18 protein-coding genes are annotated in these 17,379 nt (G+C 68.3%); 8 read left to right on the top strand and 10 right to left on the bottom strand.

The window, feature by feature from the left end:
* The first annotated feature begins 128 nt into the window (after positions 1-128).
* Positions 129-539 (top strand): SdpI family protein, encoded by a 411-nt coding sequence (locus tag AB0F41_RS25265; protein ID WP_357427866.1) that lies wholly within the window; start codon positions 129-131, stop codon positions 537-539.
* 7 nt (positions 540-546) lie between these two features.
* Here the strand turns inward: AB0F41_RS25265 and AB0F41_RS25260 are convergent, their stop codons facing one another.
* Positions 547-1,887 carry a glycogen debranching protein gene (locus AB0F41_RS25260; protein WP_357427864.1) on the bottom strand — a complete coding sequence of 447 codons (1,341 nt, stop codon included), beginning with the start codon at positions 1,885-1,887 and terminating at the stop codon, positions 547-549.
* Between the two features lie 248 nt (positions 1,888-2,135).
* On the opposite strand from AB0F41_RS25260, the gene AB0F41_RS25255 reads away from it, so the two are divergent.
* Positions 2,136-2,837 (top strand): SDR family oxidoreductase, encoded by a 702-nt coding sequence (locus AB0F41_RS25255; protein WP_357427862.1) that lies wholly within the window; start codon positions 2,136-2,138, stop codon positions 2,835-2,837.
* An 84-nt stretch (positions 2,838-2,921) separates the two neighbouring features.
* On the opposite strand, the gene AB0F41_RS25250 is transcribed toward AB0F41_RS25255, so the two are convergent.
* On the bottom strand, positions 2,922-3,218 hold the full coding sequence (locus tag AB0F41_RS25250; protein WP_357427860.1) for a hypothetical protein: 297 nt from the start codon (positions 3,216-3,218) through the stop codon (positions 2,922-2,924).
* Between the two features lie 484 nt (positions 3,219-3,702).
* Between AB0F41_RS25250 and AB0F41_RS25245 the strand changes: the two genes are divergently transcribed.
* Positions 3,703-4,350, top strand: coding sequence for an ammonium transporter (locus tag AB0F41_RS25245; RefSeq protein ID WP_357427858.1), 648 nt, complete (start codon positions 3,703-3,705; stop codon positions 4,348-4,350).
* A gap of 356 nt (positions 4,351-4,706) precedes the next feature.
* Positions 4,707-5,342: a hypothetical protein gene (locus tag AB0F41_RS25240; RefSeq protein ID WP_357427856.1), complete on the top strand. Its 636-nt coding sequence runs from the start codon at positions 4,707-4,709 to the stop codon at positions 5,340-5,342.
* A gap of 183 nt (positions 5,343-5,525) precedes the next feature.
* Here the strand turns inward: AB0F41_RS25240 and AB0F41_RS25235 are convergent, their stop codons facing one another.
* Complete coding sequence (locus tag AB0F41_RS25235) at positions 5,526-6,320, bottom strand: LLM class F420-dependent oxidoreductase (protein WP_357427854.1); 795 nt, start codon at positions 6,318-6,320, stop codon at positions 5,526-5,528.
* A gap of 261 nt (positions 6,321-6,581) precedes the next feature.
* On the opposite strand from AB0F41_RS25235, the gene AB0F41_RS25230 reads away from it, so the two are divergent.
* On the top strand, positions 6,582-7,409 hold the full coding sequence (locus tag AB0F41_RS25230; protein ID WP_357427852.1) for an alpha/beta hydrolase: 828 nt from the start codon (positions 6,582-6,584) through the stop codon (positions 7,407-7,409).
* 131 nt (positions 7,410-7,540) lie between these two features.
* On the opposite strand, the gene AB0F41_RS25225 is transcribed toward AB0F41_RS25230, so the two are convergent.
* Positions 7,541-8,674 (bottom strand): epoxide hydrolase, encoded by a 1,134-nt coding sequence (locus AB0F41_RS25225; protein WP_357427872.1) that lies wholly within the window; start codon positions 8,672-8,674, stop codon positions 7,541-7,543.
* 88 nt (positions 8,675-8,762) lie between these two features.
* Between AB0F41_RS25225 and AB0F41_RS25220 the strand changes: the two genes are divergently transcribed.
* Entirely contained in the window at positions 8,763-9,410 is a 648-nt protein-coding gene (locus AB0F41_RS25220; RefSeq protein ID WP_357427850.1) for a TetR/AcrR family transcriptional regulator, read from the top strand.
* Positions 9,411-9,416: 6 nt separating this feature from the next.
* On the opposite strand, the gene AB0F41_RS25215 is transcribed toward AB0F41_RS25220, so the two are convergent.
* Both AB0F41_RS25215 and AB0F41_RS25210 read right to left on the bottom strand, forming a co-directional pair.
* On the bottom strand, positions 9,417-10,256 hold the full coding sequence (locus AB0F41_RS25215) for a helix-turn-helix transcriptional regulator (protein WP_357427848.1): 840 nt from the start codon (positions 10,254-10,256) through the stop codon (positions 9,417-9,419).
* Positions 10,253-10,789, bottom strand: coding sequence for a DUF6879 family protein (locus tag AB0F41_RS25210; RefSeq protein ID WP_357427846.1), 537 nt, complete (start codon positions 10,787-10,789; stop codon positions 10,253-10,255). Before AB0F41_RS25210 ends, AB0F41_RS25215 begins: the two co-directional genes overlap by 4 nt.
* A 559-nt stretch (positions 10,790-11,348) precedes the next feature.
* Between AB0F41_RS25210 and AB0F41_RS25205 the strand changes: the two genes are divergently transcribed.
* Positions 11,349-11,648 (top strand): hypothetical protein, encoded by a 300-nt coding sequence (locus AB0F41_RS25205; protein ID WP_357427844.1) that lies wholly within the window; start codon positions 11,349-11,351, stop codon positions 11,646-11,648.
* A 146-nt stretch (positions 11,649-11,794) separates the two neighbouring features.
* On the opposite strand, the gene AB0F41_RS25200 is transcribed toward AB0F41_RS25205, so the two are convergent.
* The 4 genes from AB0F41_RS25200 to AB0F41_RS25185 are packed head-to-tail and all read right to left on the bottom strand — an operon-like array spanning position 11,795 to position 15,709.
* Positions 11,795-13,231: an MmgE/PrpD family protein gene (locus AB0F41_RS25200; RefSeq protein WP_357427842.1), complete on the bottom strand. Its 1,437-nt coding sequence runs from the start codon at positions 13,229-13,231 to the stop codon at positions 11,795-11,797.
* Positions 13,228-14,067, bottom strand: a complete 840-nt coding sequence (locus AB0F41_RS25195) for a cyclase family protein (RefSeq protein ID WP_357427840.1) — start codon at positions 14,065-14,067, stop codon at positions 13,228-13,230. Before AB0F41_RS25195 ends, AB0F41_RS25200 begins: the two co-directional genes overlap by 4 nt.
* A complete protein-coding gene (locus tag AB0F41_RS25190; protein ID WP_357427838.1) occupies positions 14,064-14,906 on the bottom strand; it encodes a CoA ester lyase in 843 nt (280 codons plus the stop codon). The genes AB0F41_RS25195 and AB0F41_RS25190 overlap by 4 nt, the downstream gene beginning before the upstream one ends.
* On the bottom strand, positions 14,903-15,709 hold the full coding sequence (locus AB0F41_RS25185) for an IclR family transcriptional regulator (RefSeq protein WP_357427836.1): 807 nt from the start codon (positions 15,707-15,709) through the stop codon (positions 14,903-14,905). Before AB0F41_RS25185 ends, AB0F41_RS25190 begins: the two co-directional genes overlap by 4 nt.
* A 266-nt stretch (positions 15,710-15,975) precedes the next feature.
* Between AB0F41_RS25185 and AB0F41_RS25180 the strand changes: the two genes are divergently transcribed.
* Positions 15,976-17,343, top strand: coding sequence for an FAD-binding protein (locus tag AB0F41_RS25180; RefSeq protein ID WP_357427834.1), 1,368 nt, complete (start codon positions 15,976-15,978; stop codon positions 17,341-17,343).
* The last annotated feature ends 36 nt before the right edge of the window (positions 17,344-17,379 follow it).

Raw genomic sequence — 17,379 nt, 5'->3', positions numbered from 1 at the left:
TCGGCCAGACCCGCGGCCCTCGAAGCGAGGCGGCGCAGCCGCGAGTCTCGAGGGCTGACAGCAGACGCCAAGAGGGCCGAACCCCGCGGCGACGAAGGCGCCGCCATCAGACCCTGTATTCTGACCTGGTGTTTGTTGTCGCGATTCTGCTGTTCGTCCTGGCGCTCGTTGCCCTGACGACGGGGGTGCTGGGGCTGTTCGGCCGGCTGCCCGGTAACCGGTACATCGGTGTACATACCGAGGCCGCGCTTCGCGACGAGACCGCGTTCCGTACCGCCAACCGGGTGGCCGCTCCCACCTCGATCGTCTCCGCCGCGCTGCTGGCCGCGGGTGGACTGGTCGTGATGGCGGCGGGTGGGTTCACCGCGGTGCTGGTGGCGGTGGGGGCGCTGGTCGTCGCCCTGTTCACGCTCGGCGCGGGCGCCAATGCGGGCGCCCGGGCCGCGGAGGCCATCGCGCCCGCCCCGGAGACCGGCGGCTGCGGTGGATCGTGCGGCGGGTGTTCGCTGAAGGACACCTGCGCTCCGGCCGCCGGCTGAGCGCAGGTCAGCCCAGCCAGTCCAGGACCGAGGCCGCCGTCCACGACTGCTGCATACTGCCCAGCGGTTCCCCGGTGAACGGTTCGTAGTATTCCGCGAAGCTGCCGTCGCTGGCCTGCCGCAGCGCCTCGGCCCGCAGCAAGAAGGAGCGTTCGGCCCAGCCGCGGTGGGCGAACACCCAGGAGAACAGCCAGCTCATCACCGGCCATACCGGTCCGCGCCAGTATTCGCGGGATCGGAAATCCTTCGATACCGGCGAGGTGGAGGGTGGTAGCGCGTAGCGCAGGTCCGGGTGTCCGCAGAATCTGGGCCCTTCGAACAGCCGCAGCAGGTTGCGTTCGGTGGCCCGGGGTAGCCCGCCGCTGATGAGCGGCGCGAACATGGCCAGTGTTTCGGTGTTGATCCAGCGCTGGGCCCGGGTGTCGTAGTCGCGGGCGGCGCCGGTGCGGGCGTCGGTGGTGGCGATGACCCCCGAGCGGAACCGCTCGGCCCAGCCGAACAGCTCCCGGGTGTCGGCCTTGGGCTGGTGGTGCTCCTCACCGATCTGCCCGAGGACTTCGCAGGCCATCGCGAAGATCGCGGTGACGAAGACGTCCTCCACCGCGAACCCCATCACGGCGCTCAGCTCGGCGTCGTCGTAGCGGGCGCGCCGCATCTGCTCGACGAGCCACAGGTACCGGTCGTATTCGCGGTCGGTGGGGCGCTGCGACGGGTCGTCGATGACCAGGACGTCTTCGCGGTGGTAGGCGGGCAGGTCCGCGCCGGGCACCACGTTCGCGTAGGCGCGGTCCCAGCGGGGCGAGTTGTCCATCCCGGATTCCCAGCCGTGGTAGAGGGTGATCCGCCCGTTGTTCAGGGGGTCGCGGGCGTGGGCCAGCCAGCGATGCCAGCGCACCAGATCCGACCAGCGGCGGTTGAGGAATTCCTCGGCCACCGCGCGGGTGGTGCGGCCGTGCCGGCGGGAATGGTCGAGGATGCGCTGCACCGCGATGGCGTGGACCGGCGGCTGGGTGATTCCGGAGGTATCGGGCCCGTCCGGCGCCGCGGCCGCCAGCAGCCGGCATTCCCAGCGGGCCGGGCCGGGGAAGTATCCGTCCACACCGTTGGCGAAGACGATATGGGGGATCATCCCGTTCTTCCATTGCGCCGAGAGCAGGGTGTCGAGTTCGATCACCGCGCGTTCCACGCTCAGCGGCGCCAGCCCGACCGCGACGAAGGCCGCGTCCCAGCTCCACATATGCGGGTACAAGCGCGGCGCGGCGCTGGTCATGGTTCCCAAATCGTTGCCGCGCAGGAGATAGGCCGCTCGGGCGGCGAGCTGCGTGGGAGTGAAACCTGGGTGTGCCATCTCTATATCTTGCGGGTTGGGACCGGACTCTCGCCCGGTTCGGGGAGAGTGATCGCAATATCTACCGAGTCACGGTTTCGCTTCGGTGTGCGCGATATTGCGGGCGCGCTACGCGATCGGGCCGCGGCCGGCACCGGAGACGGGGGTGATCGGCGCGGATGTGATACGCACTACCGGTGCGCCGCCCCGGGCAGCACACCCGGCGCGGGGCCGGCGACCGGACCGCGGAAGACGAGCAGGAGGGCGATATGAGCGTGCCGCACGATACGGAGACCGCCGCACGACCCGTAGCGCTGGTGACCGGCGGCGGCCGGGGCCTGGGCGCGGCCATCGCCCACGAACTCGCGCCCGATCACGCCCTGCTGCTGGGCGGCCGGACCGCGGCGGGCCTGGAACCGATACGGCGGGAACTCCCCGATGCCACCGCCTGGCCGGTGGATCTCACCGACTATGCCGCGGTGGCCGCCGCGACCGCGCCGATCGAACGGCTCGACGTGCTGGTGCACAACGCCGGTATCGCCGATCTCGGCACGATCGCCGAATCCTCGGTGCGGCAGTGGCGCGAAACGCTCGAGGCCAATCTGATCGCCGTTGTGGAGCTGACCCGGCTGCTGTTGCCCGCGTTGCGCGCGGCGGGCGGGCATGTGGTGCTGATCAATTCGGGGGCGGGCCTGCGCGCCAACGCCGGGTGGGCCTCCTATGCGGCGAGCAAGTTCGGTCTGCGCGCCTTCGGTGACGCGCTGCGCCTGGAGGAGCCCTCGATCCGGGTCACCTCGATCCATCCGGGCCGTATCGATACCGATATGCAGCGCGCGATCGTGGCCGGGGAGAACCGGCCCTACGACCCGGAGCAGTTCCTGCGGCCGGAAACGGTCGCCCGGGCGGTTCGCACCGCGGTCGATACGCCCGTGGACGGCCATCCCACCGAAATCGTGCTGCGCCCCCGCTGACCGGCGGGCCGGCACCGCCGACGAGCTTGCCGCCCCGCCGCCGCAGCCCCGGTGGGTACATCGCCGGCCACGGCGGCAGTTACGTCAGTGGTCGTCGTAGTGGCCGTCGTGGGCGGCGTGGCGGTGACCGTCGTGGACGTAGTCGACGTGATCACCATGCGGTACGGCCACGTGACCGCAACCTTCTCCGTGCACATGCTCGTGGGCGCCGTGCTCGTGGTGCCCCTGGGTTTCGCATTCGTCGAAATGGTCGCCGTGCGCGCGGTGCAGATGGCCGTCGTGGACGTAGTCGACGTGATCACCGTGCGGTACCGCGACGTGGCCGCAGTCCGGGCCGTGCACATGGCCGTGATCGGTGTGCTGAGCGTGTGCCGTCGTCATCGGTGTCCCTTCTTTCCTCGAACCGGTCGGGTGGAACTACGCTCCTCCATTACATCACCAAGTGCGCATGATTGCAGTTAGCTGTTTATTCACCACGCGGCCCGGGTACGGGACAGTTGGATCGAGTACCCGGGACATCCGCTTCCCACAGCGGATTGCGGGAGTACGTCCGAACCACCGAGCGTTACCACCGGGTAGTAGCGAGACCGCTGCGCGCCGACCGATGTGGCGCGGAATTTGCCCGATGGCAGATCGTCATACCTATCAGTACGCAACCTAACAGCATGCCCGAATCATCCGACCTTTAAACCGGATTCGGAATAAATTCTCGAAATTCGGTGTCGTTTCATGTTCCAGCCACGTAACGTCATGTTGTTCGTCCCACCGGGACAGCCTCTCTTGGCCCGGCGAACCACACTGCGCGCTTGTTCTGACTGGAACCCAATCTGGCAACCCAGCCACGTAGATCGGACACGAGGACCTCATGAAGATCCGCAAGATCGCCGCCGTCCTGGCACCCATGCTGGCCACCGCCGCGGTAGGCGCGGGAGTCGTGCACGCAGAACCCGCCACGCCCGATATCGGTTACCGCACCGAACTCGTCGGCAAGAACGTGGTCACCACCCTTACCAACGGCACCTTCGCGCTGCGCGACGAAACCGTCGACGTCCTGGACAAATCCGGTGCCACGGTGGTCACGCTGCCTCTGTTCTTACGCGAGGGCACCACCGAATACCCGCTCCCGCACGCGGTTCGCGACGAGGGCCGGGTGCTGGAACTGACCGCGGTCAAGGACGTCGAGCACGCCCGCCCGACACTGCAGCCGATCGCCTCTCCGCAGGAAAACCTTTCGGCCCAGAACAACTTCGCCTCCCAGTTCGGGCTCGCCACGGCCATCGGCGGGTTCGTGGGTACCGCCATCGGCGCACTGGCCGGGCTGGCCATCGGTATCGGTACGGGTGTTGTGTTTTCTCCCGCGACAGTGATCACCGGTGCCACCCTCGGCGGCATCATCGGCACGATCGTCGTCGGCGGACCCGCACTGGTCATCTCCGCCGTGGATCTGGTGAACACCCTGACCGCCGCCCCCGGCACCACCCAGTGGGCCCCGAAGGCGCAGGCCACTCGCTGACCCCGGGCCCGGCACGCTCGGCCGGTCACCGGAACACGATGAGGGCGGACTCCGTGTCCGCCCTCATCGTCGTGTCCGCACCGTCCGATCTACCTCTGGCCTCGACACAGCCGCATCGAGAGTCGGCACGGCGCGCGCCCGATAACCCACAGTGGCCGCCTGCCCTGTCCCCGGCCTAATTCGGTGGACCCGGCCGCGGCCGACAATCTAACGTCGGCGTCGTGATGCAGCAGTTCTTCTTCCGTCTCGGATAGCGACCCGGCCGCGAACCAGCGCGGCTCGGGTCGGTGACCCACCCTCCGGTGTGAGTGCGCCGGAGGCGATTCGTCGTCCGCGAAACGTGAAGAAGGAACTCCATGCTGTTGCTCGTATCCGGCGCTTCCTGCGTCGGGAAATCCACCGCCCGCGTCGCCGCCGCCCCACTGCTGGGCGATACCGTCGACACGGCGGAACTGTTCACCCTCGGTCCCATCCCCGCTGTCCCGACGATCGAATGGCGACAGCGACAGGTCGAGGTGGCCGTCCGGAAAGCCGTCGAATTGGATCGGGCGGGGCGGCATCTGCTGTTCGCCGGTGACCCGGTCCCCGCCGGTGAGGCACTCGCGGCGCCGTCCGCCGATCTGATCGATATCGCCGTCTGCCTGCTCGATGCGAACGAGGAGGCACTGACCGCGCGGCTGCGGGCCCGCCGGGATCCGGCGGAACTGTTGCCGCGTCATCTCACGTTCGCCGAATGGTTGCGGCGGCACGCCTCCGATCCCACCTACGTGCCCGAGGCCGTCACCACCGATGCGTGGCCGGAGATGCGCTGGCAGCGGTGGGTGGGACGCGGTGATATCGCGGACCGGTGGGCGATGAGCGTGATCGATACGTCGGCGCTCGCCCGTCACGATGTCGCACGGGAGCTGGCTGCCTGGTGCCGCGCCGCGACGGCCGGAGAGGCCCCCGTGTTCCGGAAGGGCTGGCATCTGCCGGGCGGCGCGGGCGCCTGACATCCGGATGAGCTCGCCGCGTTTGTCAGCGGCGGGTGCCCGGCCTCCGAATGCGCTGCCGCGCTCGGTTACCGGCGGGCTCCTGACGTCCGGATAGTCCCGCCGCGCTTCTCAACAGGTGGGCGCCTCGGACCGCCGGGCGACGAGGTGTGCGTACGACCGTGGTCGTACGCACACCCGCGCTCAGGCGATACCGCTGACCGGCTCCGGATTGATTTTGTCCCGCCAGGCGAGCGCCTCGCGCACCTGGGTCAGGTCGTAGTCCGGACCGTTGATACCCACGGTGAACAACGTCGACCCGGCGGCGAGATAGGCGGGCGCCGCCTCCGCGCCGGGCCAGGCCACGGACCGTTCGATCTTCTTCGATTCGGTGCCCACCCGGGCACAGTGCTCCTCGAGCACCTGGCTCTTATGGGTGAACACGTCGAGTTCGCCGAAGCTGTGCCAGATATCGGCGTATTCGGCCACCAGCCGCAGCGTCTTCTTCTCCCCGCCGCCGCCGATGAGGATCGGGATATCGCGCACCGGCTGCGGGTTGAGCTTCGCGAGCCGGCCGGTGATCCGGGGCAGGTACTCCTTCAGCAGATCCAGCCGGCTTCCCGCGGTGCCGAAGTCGTAGCCGTACTCGTCGTAGTCGCGTTCGAACCAGCCCGACCCGATGCCCAGGATCAACCGGCCACCACTGATCTGGTCCACGGTGCGGGCCATATCGGCCAGCAGGTCCGGGTTGCGGTAGCCGCCGCCTGTCACCAGCGCGCCGATCTCCACCCGTTCGGTCTGCTCGGCGAAGGCGCCCAGCATGGTCCAGCATTCGAAGTGCGCACCGTCGGGGTCCCCGTACAGCGGATAGAAGTGGTCCCAGTTGAACACGATGTCCACGCCCGCGTCCTCGGCCCGCAACACCGCGTCGCGGATGAGCCCGTAGTCGGGTGCGTGCTGGGGCTGGAGTTGGATTCCGATCCGAACCGGTCGGCTCATCTACTTGACTCCTCGTCGTCGGGTTGTCTCCCGGGTCCGAGGCTACCGCCGCACGGCCCGGGCGGCCCGGTGGAAACGGCACCGGCAGTGCCCGGCGCGGGAATACCCGGAGACCCGGAATTCCGGTCGTGCATGGATTCCGTAACAGATGAATACACCCCTTTTCCCGGGCCTATCCGTCGGTAGCATTTCGAGCGGCGCGTCTCGTTGTCACGACCTGCCGCGGGTCGGCGAACACGCACAGAAGGAGGCTTCCCGCTCATGCCTGTGTGCCCGACTCGCGACAACGTGAACATCTTCTACAAGGATTGGGGCACCGGCCGCCCGGTCGTATTCATCCACGGCTGGCCGCTCAACGCGGATGCCTGGGAAGACCAGATGAAATTCGTCGCCGACCACGGGTACCGGGGTATCGCGCACGACCGCCGCGGCCACGGGCGTTCGGACCAGCCGTGGAACGGCTACGACTTCGACACCTTCGCCGACGATCTGAACGACCTGATCACAGCCCTCGATCTCCGCGACGTGACACTGGTGGCGCACAGCATGGGCGGCGGCGAACTCGCCCGCTACATCGGCCGGCACGGCACCGGGCGGGTGCAGTCGGCGGTGCTGCTTTCCGCGATTCCGCCGCTGATGATCAAGAACGACGGCAACCCGGAAGGTGTGCCGGAGAAAGTATTCGACGAAATCAAATCCGGCATCCTCACCGAACGTTCACAATTCTGGAAGGACACTTCCGAAGGCTTCTTCAGCGCGAACCGCCCGGGCACCAAGGCGACCCGGGGAAACCGTGACGCGTTCTGGTTCATGGCCATGCAGGAAAGCATTCAGGCCGGGGTGAAATGCGTCGACGCCTTCGCGTACACCGATTTCACCGAGGACCTGAAGAAATTCGATATCCCCACCCTGATCGTGCACGGCGACGATGACCAGGTGGTCCCCATCGACGCCACCGGCCGCAAATCCGCGCAACAGATCGCCGACGCCACCCTGAAGGTCTACGAGGGCGGATCGCACGGGATCGCCCTGGTCCCCGGCGACAAGGACCGCTTCAACGCCGACCTACTGGAATTCCTCGACCGCTGAGCCGCCCCGCTGCCCCGTACGTGGATCGTTCGGGGCAGGCCCGCCAACCCTGTTCGAGGGTCGCGCGGCCGGCTCCGCGTCGCCTTACCGGTGCGACGATCTCGGAACCGGGCCGCGGGGAGTGTGGCGGCTCAGCCGAGCCCGGCGAAGAAGTTCCGGATATCGGCGACGAGCACCGCGGGTGCCTCATGTGCCGCGTAGTGGCCAGCCGCGTCGTTGGAGCCGCCCTGGGCCGCGCCGACGTCGTAGGAGTTCCAGCTGACGATATTGCTGTGATCGCGCTCGGCGAACCGGCGGATCGACTGGAAGTCGCCCTTGAACATCGCCAGCGCGGTCGGCGTGGTGGTCGGGCCGGTCGGACGCGACGTGGCGTGCGCGTCTTCGTAGTAGAAACGGATGGACGAACCGGCGGTGCCGGTCAGCCAGTACAGCGCCACATTGCCGATCACGAAGTCCTCGTCCAGATTCTCGCCGAACAACTGCGCGTTCCAGCCGAGCAGGCCGAGCGGGGAGTCGCTGAGCGCGAAGGCCAAGGTCTGCGGCTGCTGACTGTGCAGGGTGTTGAACGCCATCTTGTTCTCGTGGAACCACTGCAGATGCGCCAGCGCCGCCTGATCCGCCTCGGACATGCCCTCGAACTCCGACGGATCACCGGACGGGAACGAGAACAGCTGGGTCACATGCACTCCCACCACATGCTCGGGGTCGATCCGGCCGACCTCGGGGGAGATCATCGAGCCGCCGTCGTTCCCGATGGCACCGTAGCGCTCGTAGCCCAACCGGCCCATCAGCTCCACCCACGCCTTGGCGGTGCGATCGCAACCCCATCCGGTACTGCGGGTCGGCCCGGAGAATCCGAATCCCGGCAGCGACGGAATGACCAGGTGGAAAGCGGGATCATCCGCCGACTCCGGCTCGGTGAGCGGCGCGATCACCTCGAGATACTCCAGGATCGAGCCGGGCCAGCCGTGACTGAGGATCACCGGCAGGGCATCCGCCCGCGAGGACTCGATGTGCAGGAAGTGGATATCTTCGCCGTCGATCTCGGTGACGAACTGCGGGTAGGCATTCAGCTTCGCCTCCAGCGCCCGCCAGTCGAACTTTTCCAGCCAGTATTCGGCCAGCCCGCGCACCCGGTCGTTGGGAACGCCGTAGGTATCGCCGACGCCATCCAACTCGTTCGGCCAGATCGCGCGACGCAGACGGTCGGCCAGATCGTCGAGCTGAGCCTGCGGGACGTCGATGGCGAAGGGGCGAATGACAATCACGATATTCTCCTTTGGGAACGGAATGTTTCGTTCTGTTTGAACATATCAGAACGGATCATTCCGTTTCAAGTGCTAGCCTGAGGCCATGCCGAAGACATCCGAAACCCCGGTACGCAAGGGGCTGCCCGGGCGGAAGGCGCAGGCCGCCCAGAACGACGGGATCATCCTGGAGGCCGCCCGCGCGGTTTTTCTCGCCGACGCTTCCGCGCCGATCGCCGCCGTCGCGGAACGCGCCGGCGTGGGCATCAGCGCGCTGTATCGCCGCTACCCGAGCAAGGAGGCCCTGTTGCGCACCCTCTGCCACGAGGGGTTACGGCGCTACAACGCGGAAGCCGATGCGGCACTGGAAGACTCAGACGGATGGGACGGACTCGTCGGGTTCCTGCAACGCGTCGTCGACACCGATGTGCACTCGCTGACCGTGCATCTGGCAGGCACGTTCACCACCGACGAGTCGATCCTCCCCGAGGTCACGCATGCGGGTGAGGTCACCGCGGAACTGGTGCGGCGCGCACATACCCGCGGCCGGCTCCGCCCGGACATCAATGCCCACGACATCGGCCTCGTCCTCGAATCGTGCGCGGCGATCACCCTGCCGGATCCGGAACGGACCACGCAGCTTCGCCGCCGCATCCTGGCGCTGCTGATAGCCGGGCTGTCCGCCGACGGCGAACTCCCCGGCCCACCTCCCGAACCGAACGAATTCGCCTGGCGCTGGACGCGCCCGGCCTGAGGGCAGTCACCGGAGCTCGCGTACTGCGAGGGCGGATTCGATGGCATTGCGCGCCGCGTCGCCGTACTTCGCCTGTGCGCTCAGCGCTTTCCATGCCTTCTCGTAAAGCGCCAGTTCGGAGACCGTGACCACAGTCAGTTCTGCACTGATGGTCTCGATGAGCGCCATACGGTTATCGAGGAGGTCGAACGACGTCGTGATGTAGGTGAAGGGGGCCGTCAGAGGCACGACCCCGAATATCAACCGCGGGTTGTCGAACGCGGTCGCGAGCAGGTGGCGCAGCTGGCCGGCCATCACCGTGTCGTCGCCGACGGTCTTGTACAGCGCTGCCTCGTCCGCCAGTAACACAAACCGGTGCCGTTCCCGCCGCAATACCTGTTGCCTCTGCATGCGGGCGGCCACCGCCTGATCGATATCATCGGGTGTGGCGAGAAACCGGATGCACTGCGTGAGAACCGCGCGGGCGTAGGCCTCGGTCTGCAAGAGACCGGGCAACACCACCGGCGCATACACGCGCTGCAGTCTCGCGTTCCCCTCGATTTCGACCGATCGTCGCTGCCTGCGCGCGTGCCCGGACGCGGCGATGCGCTTCCATTCCGTCCACTGGGCCTCGACATTCCGCAGGGCAGCGACAAGGTCCGGCAACGCGAGGGACGCGTCGCAAACCTCGCACCATACGGCGATATCGGCCTCCGACGGGGAGCGCTTACCTGTCTCGATTCGCGACGTTTTCGACCAGTGCCACCCAGCGGCAGTCGAAAACTGGCGGCCGTCGAGGCGCGCGTCCTTGCGAAGCTCGCGCAGACGCGCACCCAGTCCTTGCCTGAGCCGTAGAACATCACTCACGCGTTATGCCGGTCCCGATATATGTCGTACCGGACGGCTGCGGCCAACACTCGATCTCGAATTTCCATCGCGTTGTTCACCAGCACGGGATCCTCGGTGACCGATCCGCCGATCCAGTACCCGCGATCATCGAACAAACTGAACGACACCACACGGTTGTCGAGGAGCCAAAAATCCTCGCTCGCCGCATCGGCCGCCGATGCGTCCTGGCGAGGGAGGTACCACACCTGCTCACCCGCGGCAGTGTTGTGCCGGGCGAGTGCAAGTAGATACCGGGTGTAGAGGGTGTGTGGTTCAGAGACGATGCGAGCGCGGTGGAGCGTCACTCCACGGTTGGTCATCCGGCGAACCTGATCGGTCCAAGAATCGAACCAGGGGCCGCCCGGGTCGCCGGTTTCGTCCTCGCGCCAGCGGCGCAGAGAATCCGACTCGGTTTCGGCGAGATAGTCATCACTGGTCTCGAGATGGAAAGCAGACGATTTCGCCTCGTCGAGCAGCCGATCGAACGGCTCACCCCCGAGAACCTGGCGCATCCGGGGTCACCTCCTCGGCGATCGGGACTTCGACCGCGGTTTCATGGCCGGGAATCCTCATGATGGCCAGCGCTTCCGGATCCGTCACGGGAGTACCTCGTAACAGGAAGGTCCCGTGTCCGGTGTCCTGGAGCCCGGCGAGGCATGTGCCCGGCTCGGCGTGGACCAAGAGTCTGTGCGGTATTTCGATTCGGTCGTCTCTATCGGTTCTCCAGCCCTGGACCGCGAATGTACCGCGGTCGGTCGCGTAGAGGCGAGGAGATCCTTGGCCCCCTGTCGGACCACCTATGAAACGGACATGCATCGGAGAGCCCCTTGCTGTCGAGTGCGCCGGTTGCGACCAACACTCCCAGTTAGAACGCATGGGTTGCAATAGATCTGGCACTTCTTGGCACTTCCATAGCGGCGGTCGCCACCTGGTCCTTACCGTCCGAGGCAGCATCCGGCGCCGGGCGCGGTCCGCCGATGAACTATCCGGGTTACCGGCGAGGTCGCGGTGAGGTCCCCGGCGCCGGATGCCTGCCAGGCCGTAGTCAGAGCGAAGAAATCGGGGGATGCGATGGAGCCGACCGCACTCGGATGGATCGATTACGACATCAGCACCTCGCCCGAATGGGATCGGGCGCAAGTGCTCCGGCTCGCGAAGCGTCTCGGGTATCGCGTGGTGTGGCCCGATGAGTGTTCCGTGCTGCCGGTCTCCGAGCAGGTTCGGAATGCCGGGGCGGAGGTGGTCATTCTGCCCGCGCCGGAACAGCTCGGTCCGATCGAATTGAACCGGGTGATGGATGTCGCCGACGTGGAAATAGTTGTGCCCCGGTTGTCATTCGCGCGGTGGCGTTCGGCCGGGGTTTCGCGGTGATCACGCTCGGCCTGGCGGTGGCGGCCGGGATTCCGCTCGCTGTCATTTTCTGGGCCTTGTTCTGGCCCGAAAGCAGCAGGTCCGATGGTGATTCCGGTCGGGGTGCCGCGCCGGGCCGAGGTTGGGAGACCCCGGCCCGGGGACGACTACCGCACGCCGCGGACCGCCTCCATCAGGGTGTCGAGGGACGTGGCCGCGGGGAGGGCGAGGGCGTGGCCGGCGACCGTGCGGGCGGCCTCCGGTGACAGCCGGTTCTCGACGTTGAGGTCGAACTTCTGGGTGAGTTCGGCGTCGGAGAGGGGGTTGGCGGGGCCGCCGCGGTTGTGGTCGATACGGGCTTCGTGCCAGACGCCGTCGCGGGTGCGGACGCGCAGGACCGCCGGGAACTGGTGCGGGTAGAGCTCATCGCAGCGGTCGTCGCCGTGGCTGGTGACCAGGCGGGCGAGTTCCAGGGTGCGCGGGTCCTTCGCCGCCTCATCGGTGAAATCGGCGTGCCCCACCCCGAGGCCCGACCCGCCGAGCAAGGCCCGGGCCACGGTGAACGGACCCGAGAAGGCCGCGTGGTATCCGGATTCGGGGGCGGCTTTGGCGGCGGGCGGTTCGGCGATGGTGCGCAGCACCGGTTTCGGCACGCCGAGGTCGATTTCCGTGATCTCGGCCGGGTCGAGGCCGTCGGCGCGCAGGGCGCGGGCGGCGTCGATACCGGCGTGGGTGAAGTGGTTGCAGGGGTAGGGCTTGAAGAAGATGCCGGGGAGTTCCCAGTGCTCACCCAGGCGGTCGACCACCTTCGCGACGTCGGCGCGGTCGCCGCAGAACGCCTGCAGGAAACCGAACCGGCCTTCGATCACCGTGGGCGGACCGGTGAGCCCGTGCTTGGCGAACTGTGCGGCGGTGACACCGGAGTGCGCGGCCCAGCCGCAGTGCGCCCGTTTGACGGTGCCGCCGGTGCGGTTGGCCTCGAGCAGGCCCGCGCCGAAGCTGGCCGCGATACCCATCGCGTCGGCGATACCTTCGGGGTCGAGGCCGTACAGCATCGCGGCCGCGGCGGCGGAGCCGACCGCTCCGCAGATGGAGGTGGCGTGCTGGCCGCGTTCGAAGAATTCGGAGTTGCCGAGTTCCTCGTCGTAGCCGCCCATGCCCAGGCGGACGGCGACCTCGATGCCCACGCCGGCGGCGTCCAGGACGGCGGCGCCGGACGCGCCGGTCGCCTCCCCGACCGCCAGCGCGGCCGGAATCACCGACGCCGAGGGATGCAGAACCGACGGGAGGTGGGTGTCGTCGGAGTCCATCGAATGCGCGAGGGTGCCGTTGACCAGGGCGGCGGTCGCGGCCGGGAAACGTTCGCCGGTACCGATTCCGGTGGCGGCGGGGGCGCCGGACCATTCGCGCGCCACCGCGGTCACCGCGCGCGCGGACGGCTGGCCCTGGGCGGCGAGGGAGTTGCCGAGGACGTCGAGGACGCGGCGGGACACATCCTTACGGAGGTCGGCGGGCAGTCCCTCGGCGCGGATGCGGCCGGCGAGGGCGGCCAGGCGGCCGACGACCGTGCCTTCCAGGTCGTGGCGGGTGGCGGTGGCGTTCACGCGGCCACCACCGCGACGGGACGAACGGGCGAACCGGTGCCGCCGGTGATACGCAGCGGCGCCATGACGAAGGTGAATTCGGTGAGGCCGCGTTCGGAGGCGGCTTCCAGGTTCAGGTGCTCGATGATGTGGATACCGTTCTCCACCAGTAGCACCCGATGCACCGGCAGGACGCTGTGGCCTTTACCGGCCGGGATGTGCTCGAACGCGGTGGTATCCGCCCCCGCCGCCACGATGCCCGCGTCCGCCAGCCACTGCCCGGCGCTCACATCGGCGCCCGGGACACCGTCCTGCTGGCCCAGGTAGCGCTGGGCGTCGTCGAAATGGCGGGCCCAGCCGGTGCGGATGAGCACCACATCGCCACGGCGCGGGGTCACCCCGGCGGCGTCGGCGGCATCGCGAAGATCCTGTTCGGTGATCGCGCGGCCCGCTTCGAGGGCCTCGACACCGCGTACCTTGGGCACATCCAGCAGCAGCCCGCGCCGCAGCATGAACGGGATGTTCTCGGCGCCGTGCGAGGCGTGCCGGCCACCGCGCTGCGCTTCCTCGGCGTCGATATCGCCGTGCAGTTTGCCGCAGTGACTGACATGGGAGAGCGCGTCGACATGGGTGCCGACGTGCCCGCCGGTCACGATGATCTCGTTGGAGGCCGAACCGCCGTCCGGGCGGACCATATCGCCGTGCCGGCGGATGAGGGTCATCCGGAAACCGGGGTGGTTGGGTGAGCAGGGCATACCGGTGGTGTAGGGGTGCCCGAGCTCGACGATATCGAGATCGCTGCCCAGCACGGCGTTCAGTAACGCGTCGGGCGACGCGGCGACGGTGGTTTCGGTCATGCTCTCACTCCTCGTAGTGCGGTGGCCTGTGCCCGGTCCAGGACCACGCGGGCGTTCGCGACGACGGCGGGATCGATGAACCTGCCGGACTCGTCGAGTACCGCGGATTCACCGGCCGCCAGTGCGGCGGCGGCGAGGTCCACGATCCGCTGGGCACGGTCCTGTTCTTCCGGTGACGGTGTGTAGGCCTGATTGACGATGTCGATCTGATTCGGGTGGATGACGGAACGCCCGAAGAAGCCCTGGGCGCGCCCGGTACGGGAGGTGCGGGCCAGACCTTCCGGGTCGTCGACCGCGGTCCAGACACTCTGCACCGGGGAGGCCAGCCCGGCGGCCCGCGCGGCGGTGACGAGCCAGCCGCGCGCCCATTCCAGGCCGCCGGCCTCGGTGCGCATATCGGCGGCCAGATCCGCTTCGCCCAGCGCGATTCCGGTGACCCGCGGATGGCAGCGCGCGATCTGCGGCGCCGCGAGCAGTCCGGCGGCCGATTCGATGATGGCGTGCACAGCGCAGCCGAGCCGCTCGGCGGTGGCCGCGACGGCGCCGGGATCGTCGGCCTTCGGTAACCGGACCCCGGACGGCCGATATCCGGCCGCGGCCAGCGCGGCGGTCTCGTTGTCGAGCCATTCGGTCCCGACGGCGTTGAGCCGCAACCAGATCGGCTTCTCCGGCGAAACCGTTCGCACTGCGTCGAGAGCGTTGGCCAGGGCGCGATCCTTGACGCCGACCGGGACCGCGTCCTCGAGGTCGATCACCACGGCGTCGGCGCCGCTGTCGATCGCCTTGCCGATCCGGTCGTCGCGATGACCGGGGACGTACAGCCAGCTGCGCGGGGTCACGGGGTGCTCACCGCCGGGATATCGGCGGTGGCGTCCGGAGCACGATGACCCATCGCCCGCGACACCCGGCGGGCGGCCGCGACGAGCGCCGCCTCGTGCCCGTCACACGCTTCCGCGGTCATCCGGTAGCTGGGACCGCAGACCGAGACCGATCCGATCACCGCGCCGTCGGCGCCGAACACCGGCGCGGCCATGGAGCCGGCGCCCTCCTGCCGTTCCCCGGTGGACCGGCACACACCACGTTCGCGCGCTTCGCGCAGCGCCGCGCGCAATCGCGCGGGGTCGACGATGGTGGTGCCGGTCAGCCGGGGCAGCGGACGGGACAGGAGATCGTCCTGTTCCTCCTCGGACAGGTGCGCCAGGATGATGCGCCCCGACGAGCCGCTGTGCAGTTCGAACCGGCGACCCAGTTCGACGGTCATCTTGATCTCCTGCGTACTCTCGACCTGGTCGAGGTAGACCCGACCGCCCGGTATGCGACCGGTGACGGTCGCGGTCTCACCGGTGGCCCGTTGCAGGTCCACCAGGGCTTCGCGGGCCGCCCGCCGCAGCGGGGATACGTCCAATGCGCGCGCCCCCAGGGTCGCGGCCGCCGGGCCGAGCAGGTATCGCCTGGTCGAGGGCTCGTAGAGCAGCAGTCCGCAGTCGACGAAGGTCGTCAGGATGCGGTGGGCCACCGCTTTCGACATCCCGGTCGATCGGGCGATCTCCGAGACGCCGAGCGCGCTCGACCGGCGGCCGAACTCGAGCAGCACGTCGGCTGCCCGCGCGGCTGATGTGGTGCCTCCACTGGAGGACTCCATCGTGGCTCCGTTCTGCGGGGTCATGTGGTTGTCCGGACAACAACAACACGGTCGGCCGTCGCGGCGCGACCCGTCGGCTGGCAGTCAACAACTGAACAAGTTGTACCGCTTAGCGAAACGATTGTCCAGACACCTCCGATGGTCTTGATACGAGTTTCTGCGGCGTTAATCCTTTCTACAGGCACTTGTGTCGTGATTGTCAAACGTGCATAGTGCAGGGGACCACATTCTTGCGTTCCGCTAGCCGGAACACGATAGGAGGAAGCGTGGACGGTCCGGATTTCGATCTCGTCATCGCCGGCGCCGGCGGCGGGCTCGTCGCCGCGCTGCGCGCCGCCGAGCTCGGCGCGAGCGTGCTCGTGATCGATGCCGACGAGCACTTCCAGCGCGGTAACAACACCTCGATGTGCACCGCGATGATTCCGGCTGCCGGAACCCGCTGGCAGCAGGCGGCCGGAGTGCAGGACAGTCCGCAACGCTTCCTCGCCGATATCGACCGCAAGACCGGCGGCACCGCCGATGAGCGGGTCGCCCGTGCCCTGGCCGAGTCGAGCGCGGCCCTGGTCACCTGGCTCGCCGACGCCCAGGAACTCGACCTGGAACTGGTCACCGATTTCCGCTATCCCGGGCACAGCGCCGACCGCTGCCACACCATCGCGGGCCGGCACGGGTCGCGGCTGCTGCGCCACCTCGTGGACCGCGTCCGGGCCCATCCGCGGATCGAACTCATCGCCCCGATGAGCCTGCGCGCGGTGCACACCACCGACGGCCGGGTGTCCGGGGTGGAGATCGCCACCCCCGACGGGCACGCCGAACAACTCGCCACCCGCGCCGTCCTCCTCGCGACCAACGGCTTCGGCGCCGACAGCGAACTCGTCCGCGAATGGCTGCCGGAAATCGCCGGCGCGCATTACCACGGCGGGCAGTACAGCCGGGGCGACGCGCTACGCATCGGCCGTGACCTGGGCGCGGATACCGGATACCTCGACGCCTACCAGGGGCACGCGGCCCTGTCCTCGCGCAGCCAGACCCTGATCGGCTGGGCCACCGTCGTGCACGGCGGCGTGATCGTCGACAGCACCGGCCGGCGCTTCGCACCCGAAACCACCGGCTACTCCGAATTCGCCGCCATCCTCGCCGCCCGTCCCGGCGGCGCGGGGTGGATCGTCATCGACGAGCACATCGAACAGCTGTGCTCGGTATTCGACGATTTCCGCGCGGTCGCCGACAGTGGCTCGCTGATCCGCGCCGCGACCGCGCGCGGGCTCGCCGAACTCATCGGCGTCCAGCCCGAAGCGCTCGAGGACGAACTCGCGGCCGCCCGGCGCGCGGCCGAGGGCCTCGAACCCGACCGCCAGGGCCGCACCGACGACCGCCACCCGCTGTCGGAGCCCTATATCGCGATCGCGATCACCCCGGCTCTGTTCCATACCCAGGGCGGACTCGTCGTCGACGAGCACGCCCGCGTACTCGCCGCCGGATCACCGATTCCCGGGCTGTACGCGTCGGGCGGCGCGGCCATCGGTATCTCCGGTCACGGGGCCGGCGGTTACCTCGCCGGCAACGGTCTCATCACCGCGCTCGGCCTGGCCTTCCTCGCCGCCGAACACGTGGCGAGCGCCGTCCCCGCCTGACCATCCACATCTGTCCAGATATTCGCCAGGAGAAGA

It is taken from the genome of Nocardia sp. NPDC024068, assembly GCF_040638875.1.
Taxonomy (GTDB): domain Bacteria; phylum Actinomycetota; class Actinomycetes; order Mycobacteriales; family Mycobacteriaceae; genus Nocardia.
The sequence above is the reverse complement of the archived record's forward strand: the minus strand, read 5'-3'. Positions and strand labels throughout refer to the sequence as shown.

Bases quoted from the DNA above. Each gene is read 5' to 3' on its own strand.
- AB0F41_RS25220 (WP_357427850.1), top strand. From the start codon at position 8,763: ATGCCGAAGACATCCGAAACCCCGGTACGCAAGGGGCTGCCCGGGCGG.
- AB0F41_RS25245 (WP_357427858.1), top strand. From the start codon at position 3,703: ATGAAGATCCGCAAGATCGCCGCCGTCCTGGCACCCATGCTGGCCACC.
- AB0F41_RS25260 (WP_357427864.1), bottom strand. From the start codon at position 1,887: ATGGCACACCCAGGTTTCACTCCCACGCAGCTCGCCGCCCGAGCGGCC.
- AB0F41_RS25185 (WP_357427836.1), bottom strand. From the start codon at position 15,709: ATGGAGTCCTCCAGTGGAGGCACCACATCAGCCGCGCGGGCAGCCGAC.
- AB0F41_RS25210 (WP_357427846.1), bottom strand. From the start codon at position 10,789: ATGCGCCAGGTTCTCGGGGGTGAGCCGTTCGATCGGCTGCTCGACGAG.
- AB0F41_RS25255 (WP_357427862.1), top strand. From the start codon at position 2,136: ATGAGCGTGCCGCACGATACGGAGACCGCCGCACGACCCGTAGCGCTG.
- AB0F41_RS25230 (WP_357427852.1), top strand. From the start codon at position 6,582: ATGCCTGTGTGCCCGACTCGCGACAACGTGAACATCTTCTACAAGGAT.
- AB0F41_RS25240 (WP_357427856.1), top strand. From the start codon at position 4,707: ATGCTGTTGCTCGTATCCGGCGCTTCCTGCGTCGGGAAATCCACCGCC.
- AB0F41_RS25195 (WP_357427840.1), bottom strand. From the start codon at position 14,067: ATGACCGAAACCACCGTCGCCGCGTCGCCCGACGCGTTACTGAACGCC.
- AB0F41_RS25235 (WP_357427854.1), bottom strand. From the start codon at position 6,320: ATGAGCCGACCGGTTCGGATCGGAATCCAACTCCAGCCCCAGCACGCA.
- AB0F41_RS25205 (WP_357427844.1), top strand. From the start codon at position 11,349: ATGGAGCCGACCGCACTCGGATGGATCGATTACGACATCAGCACCTCG.
- AB0F41_RS25250 (WP_357427860.1), bottom strand. From the start codon at position 3,218: ATGACGACGGCACACGCTCAGCACACCGATCACGGCCATGTGCACGGC.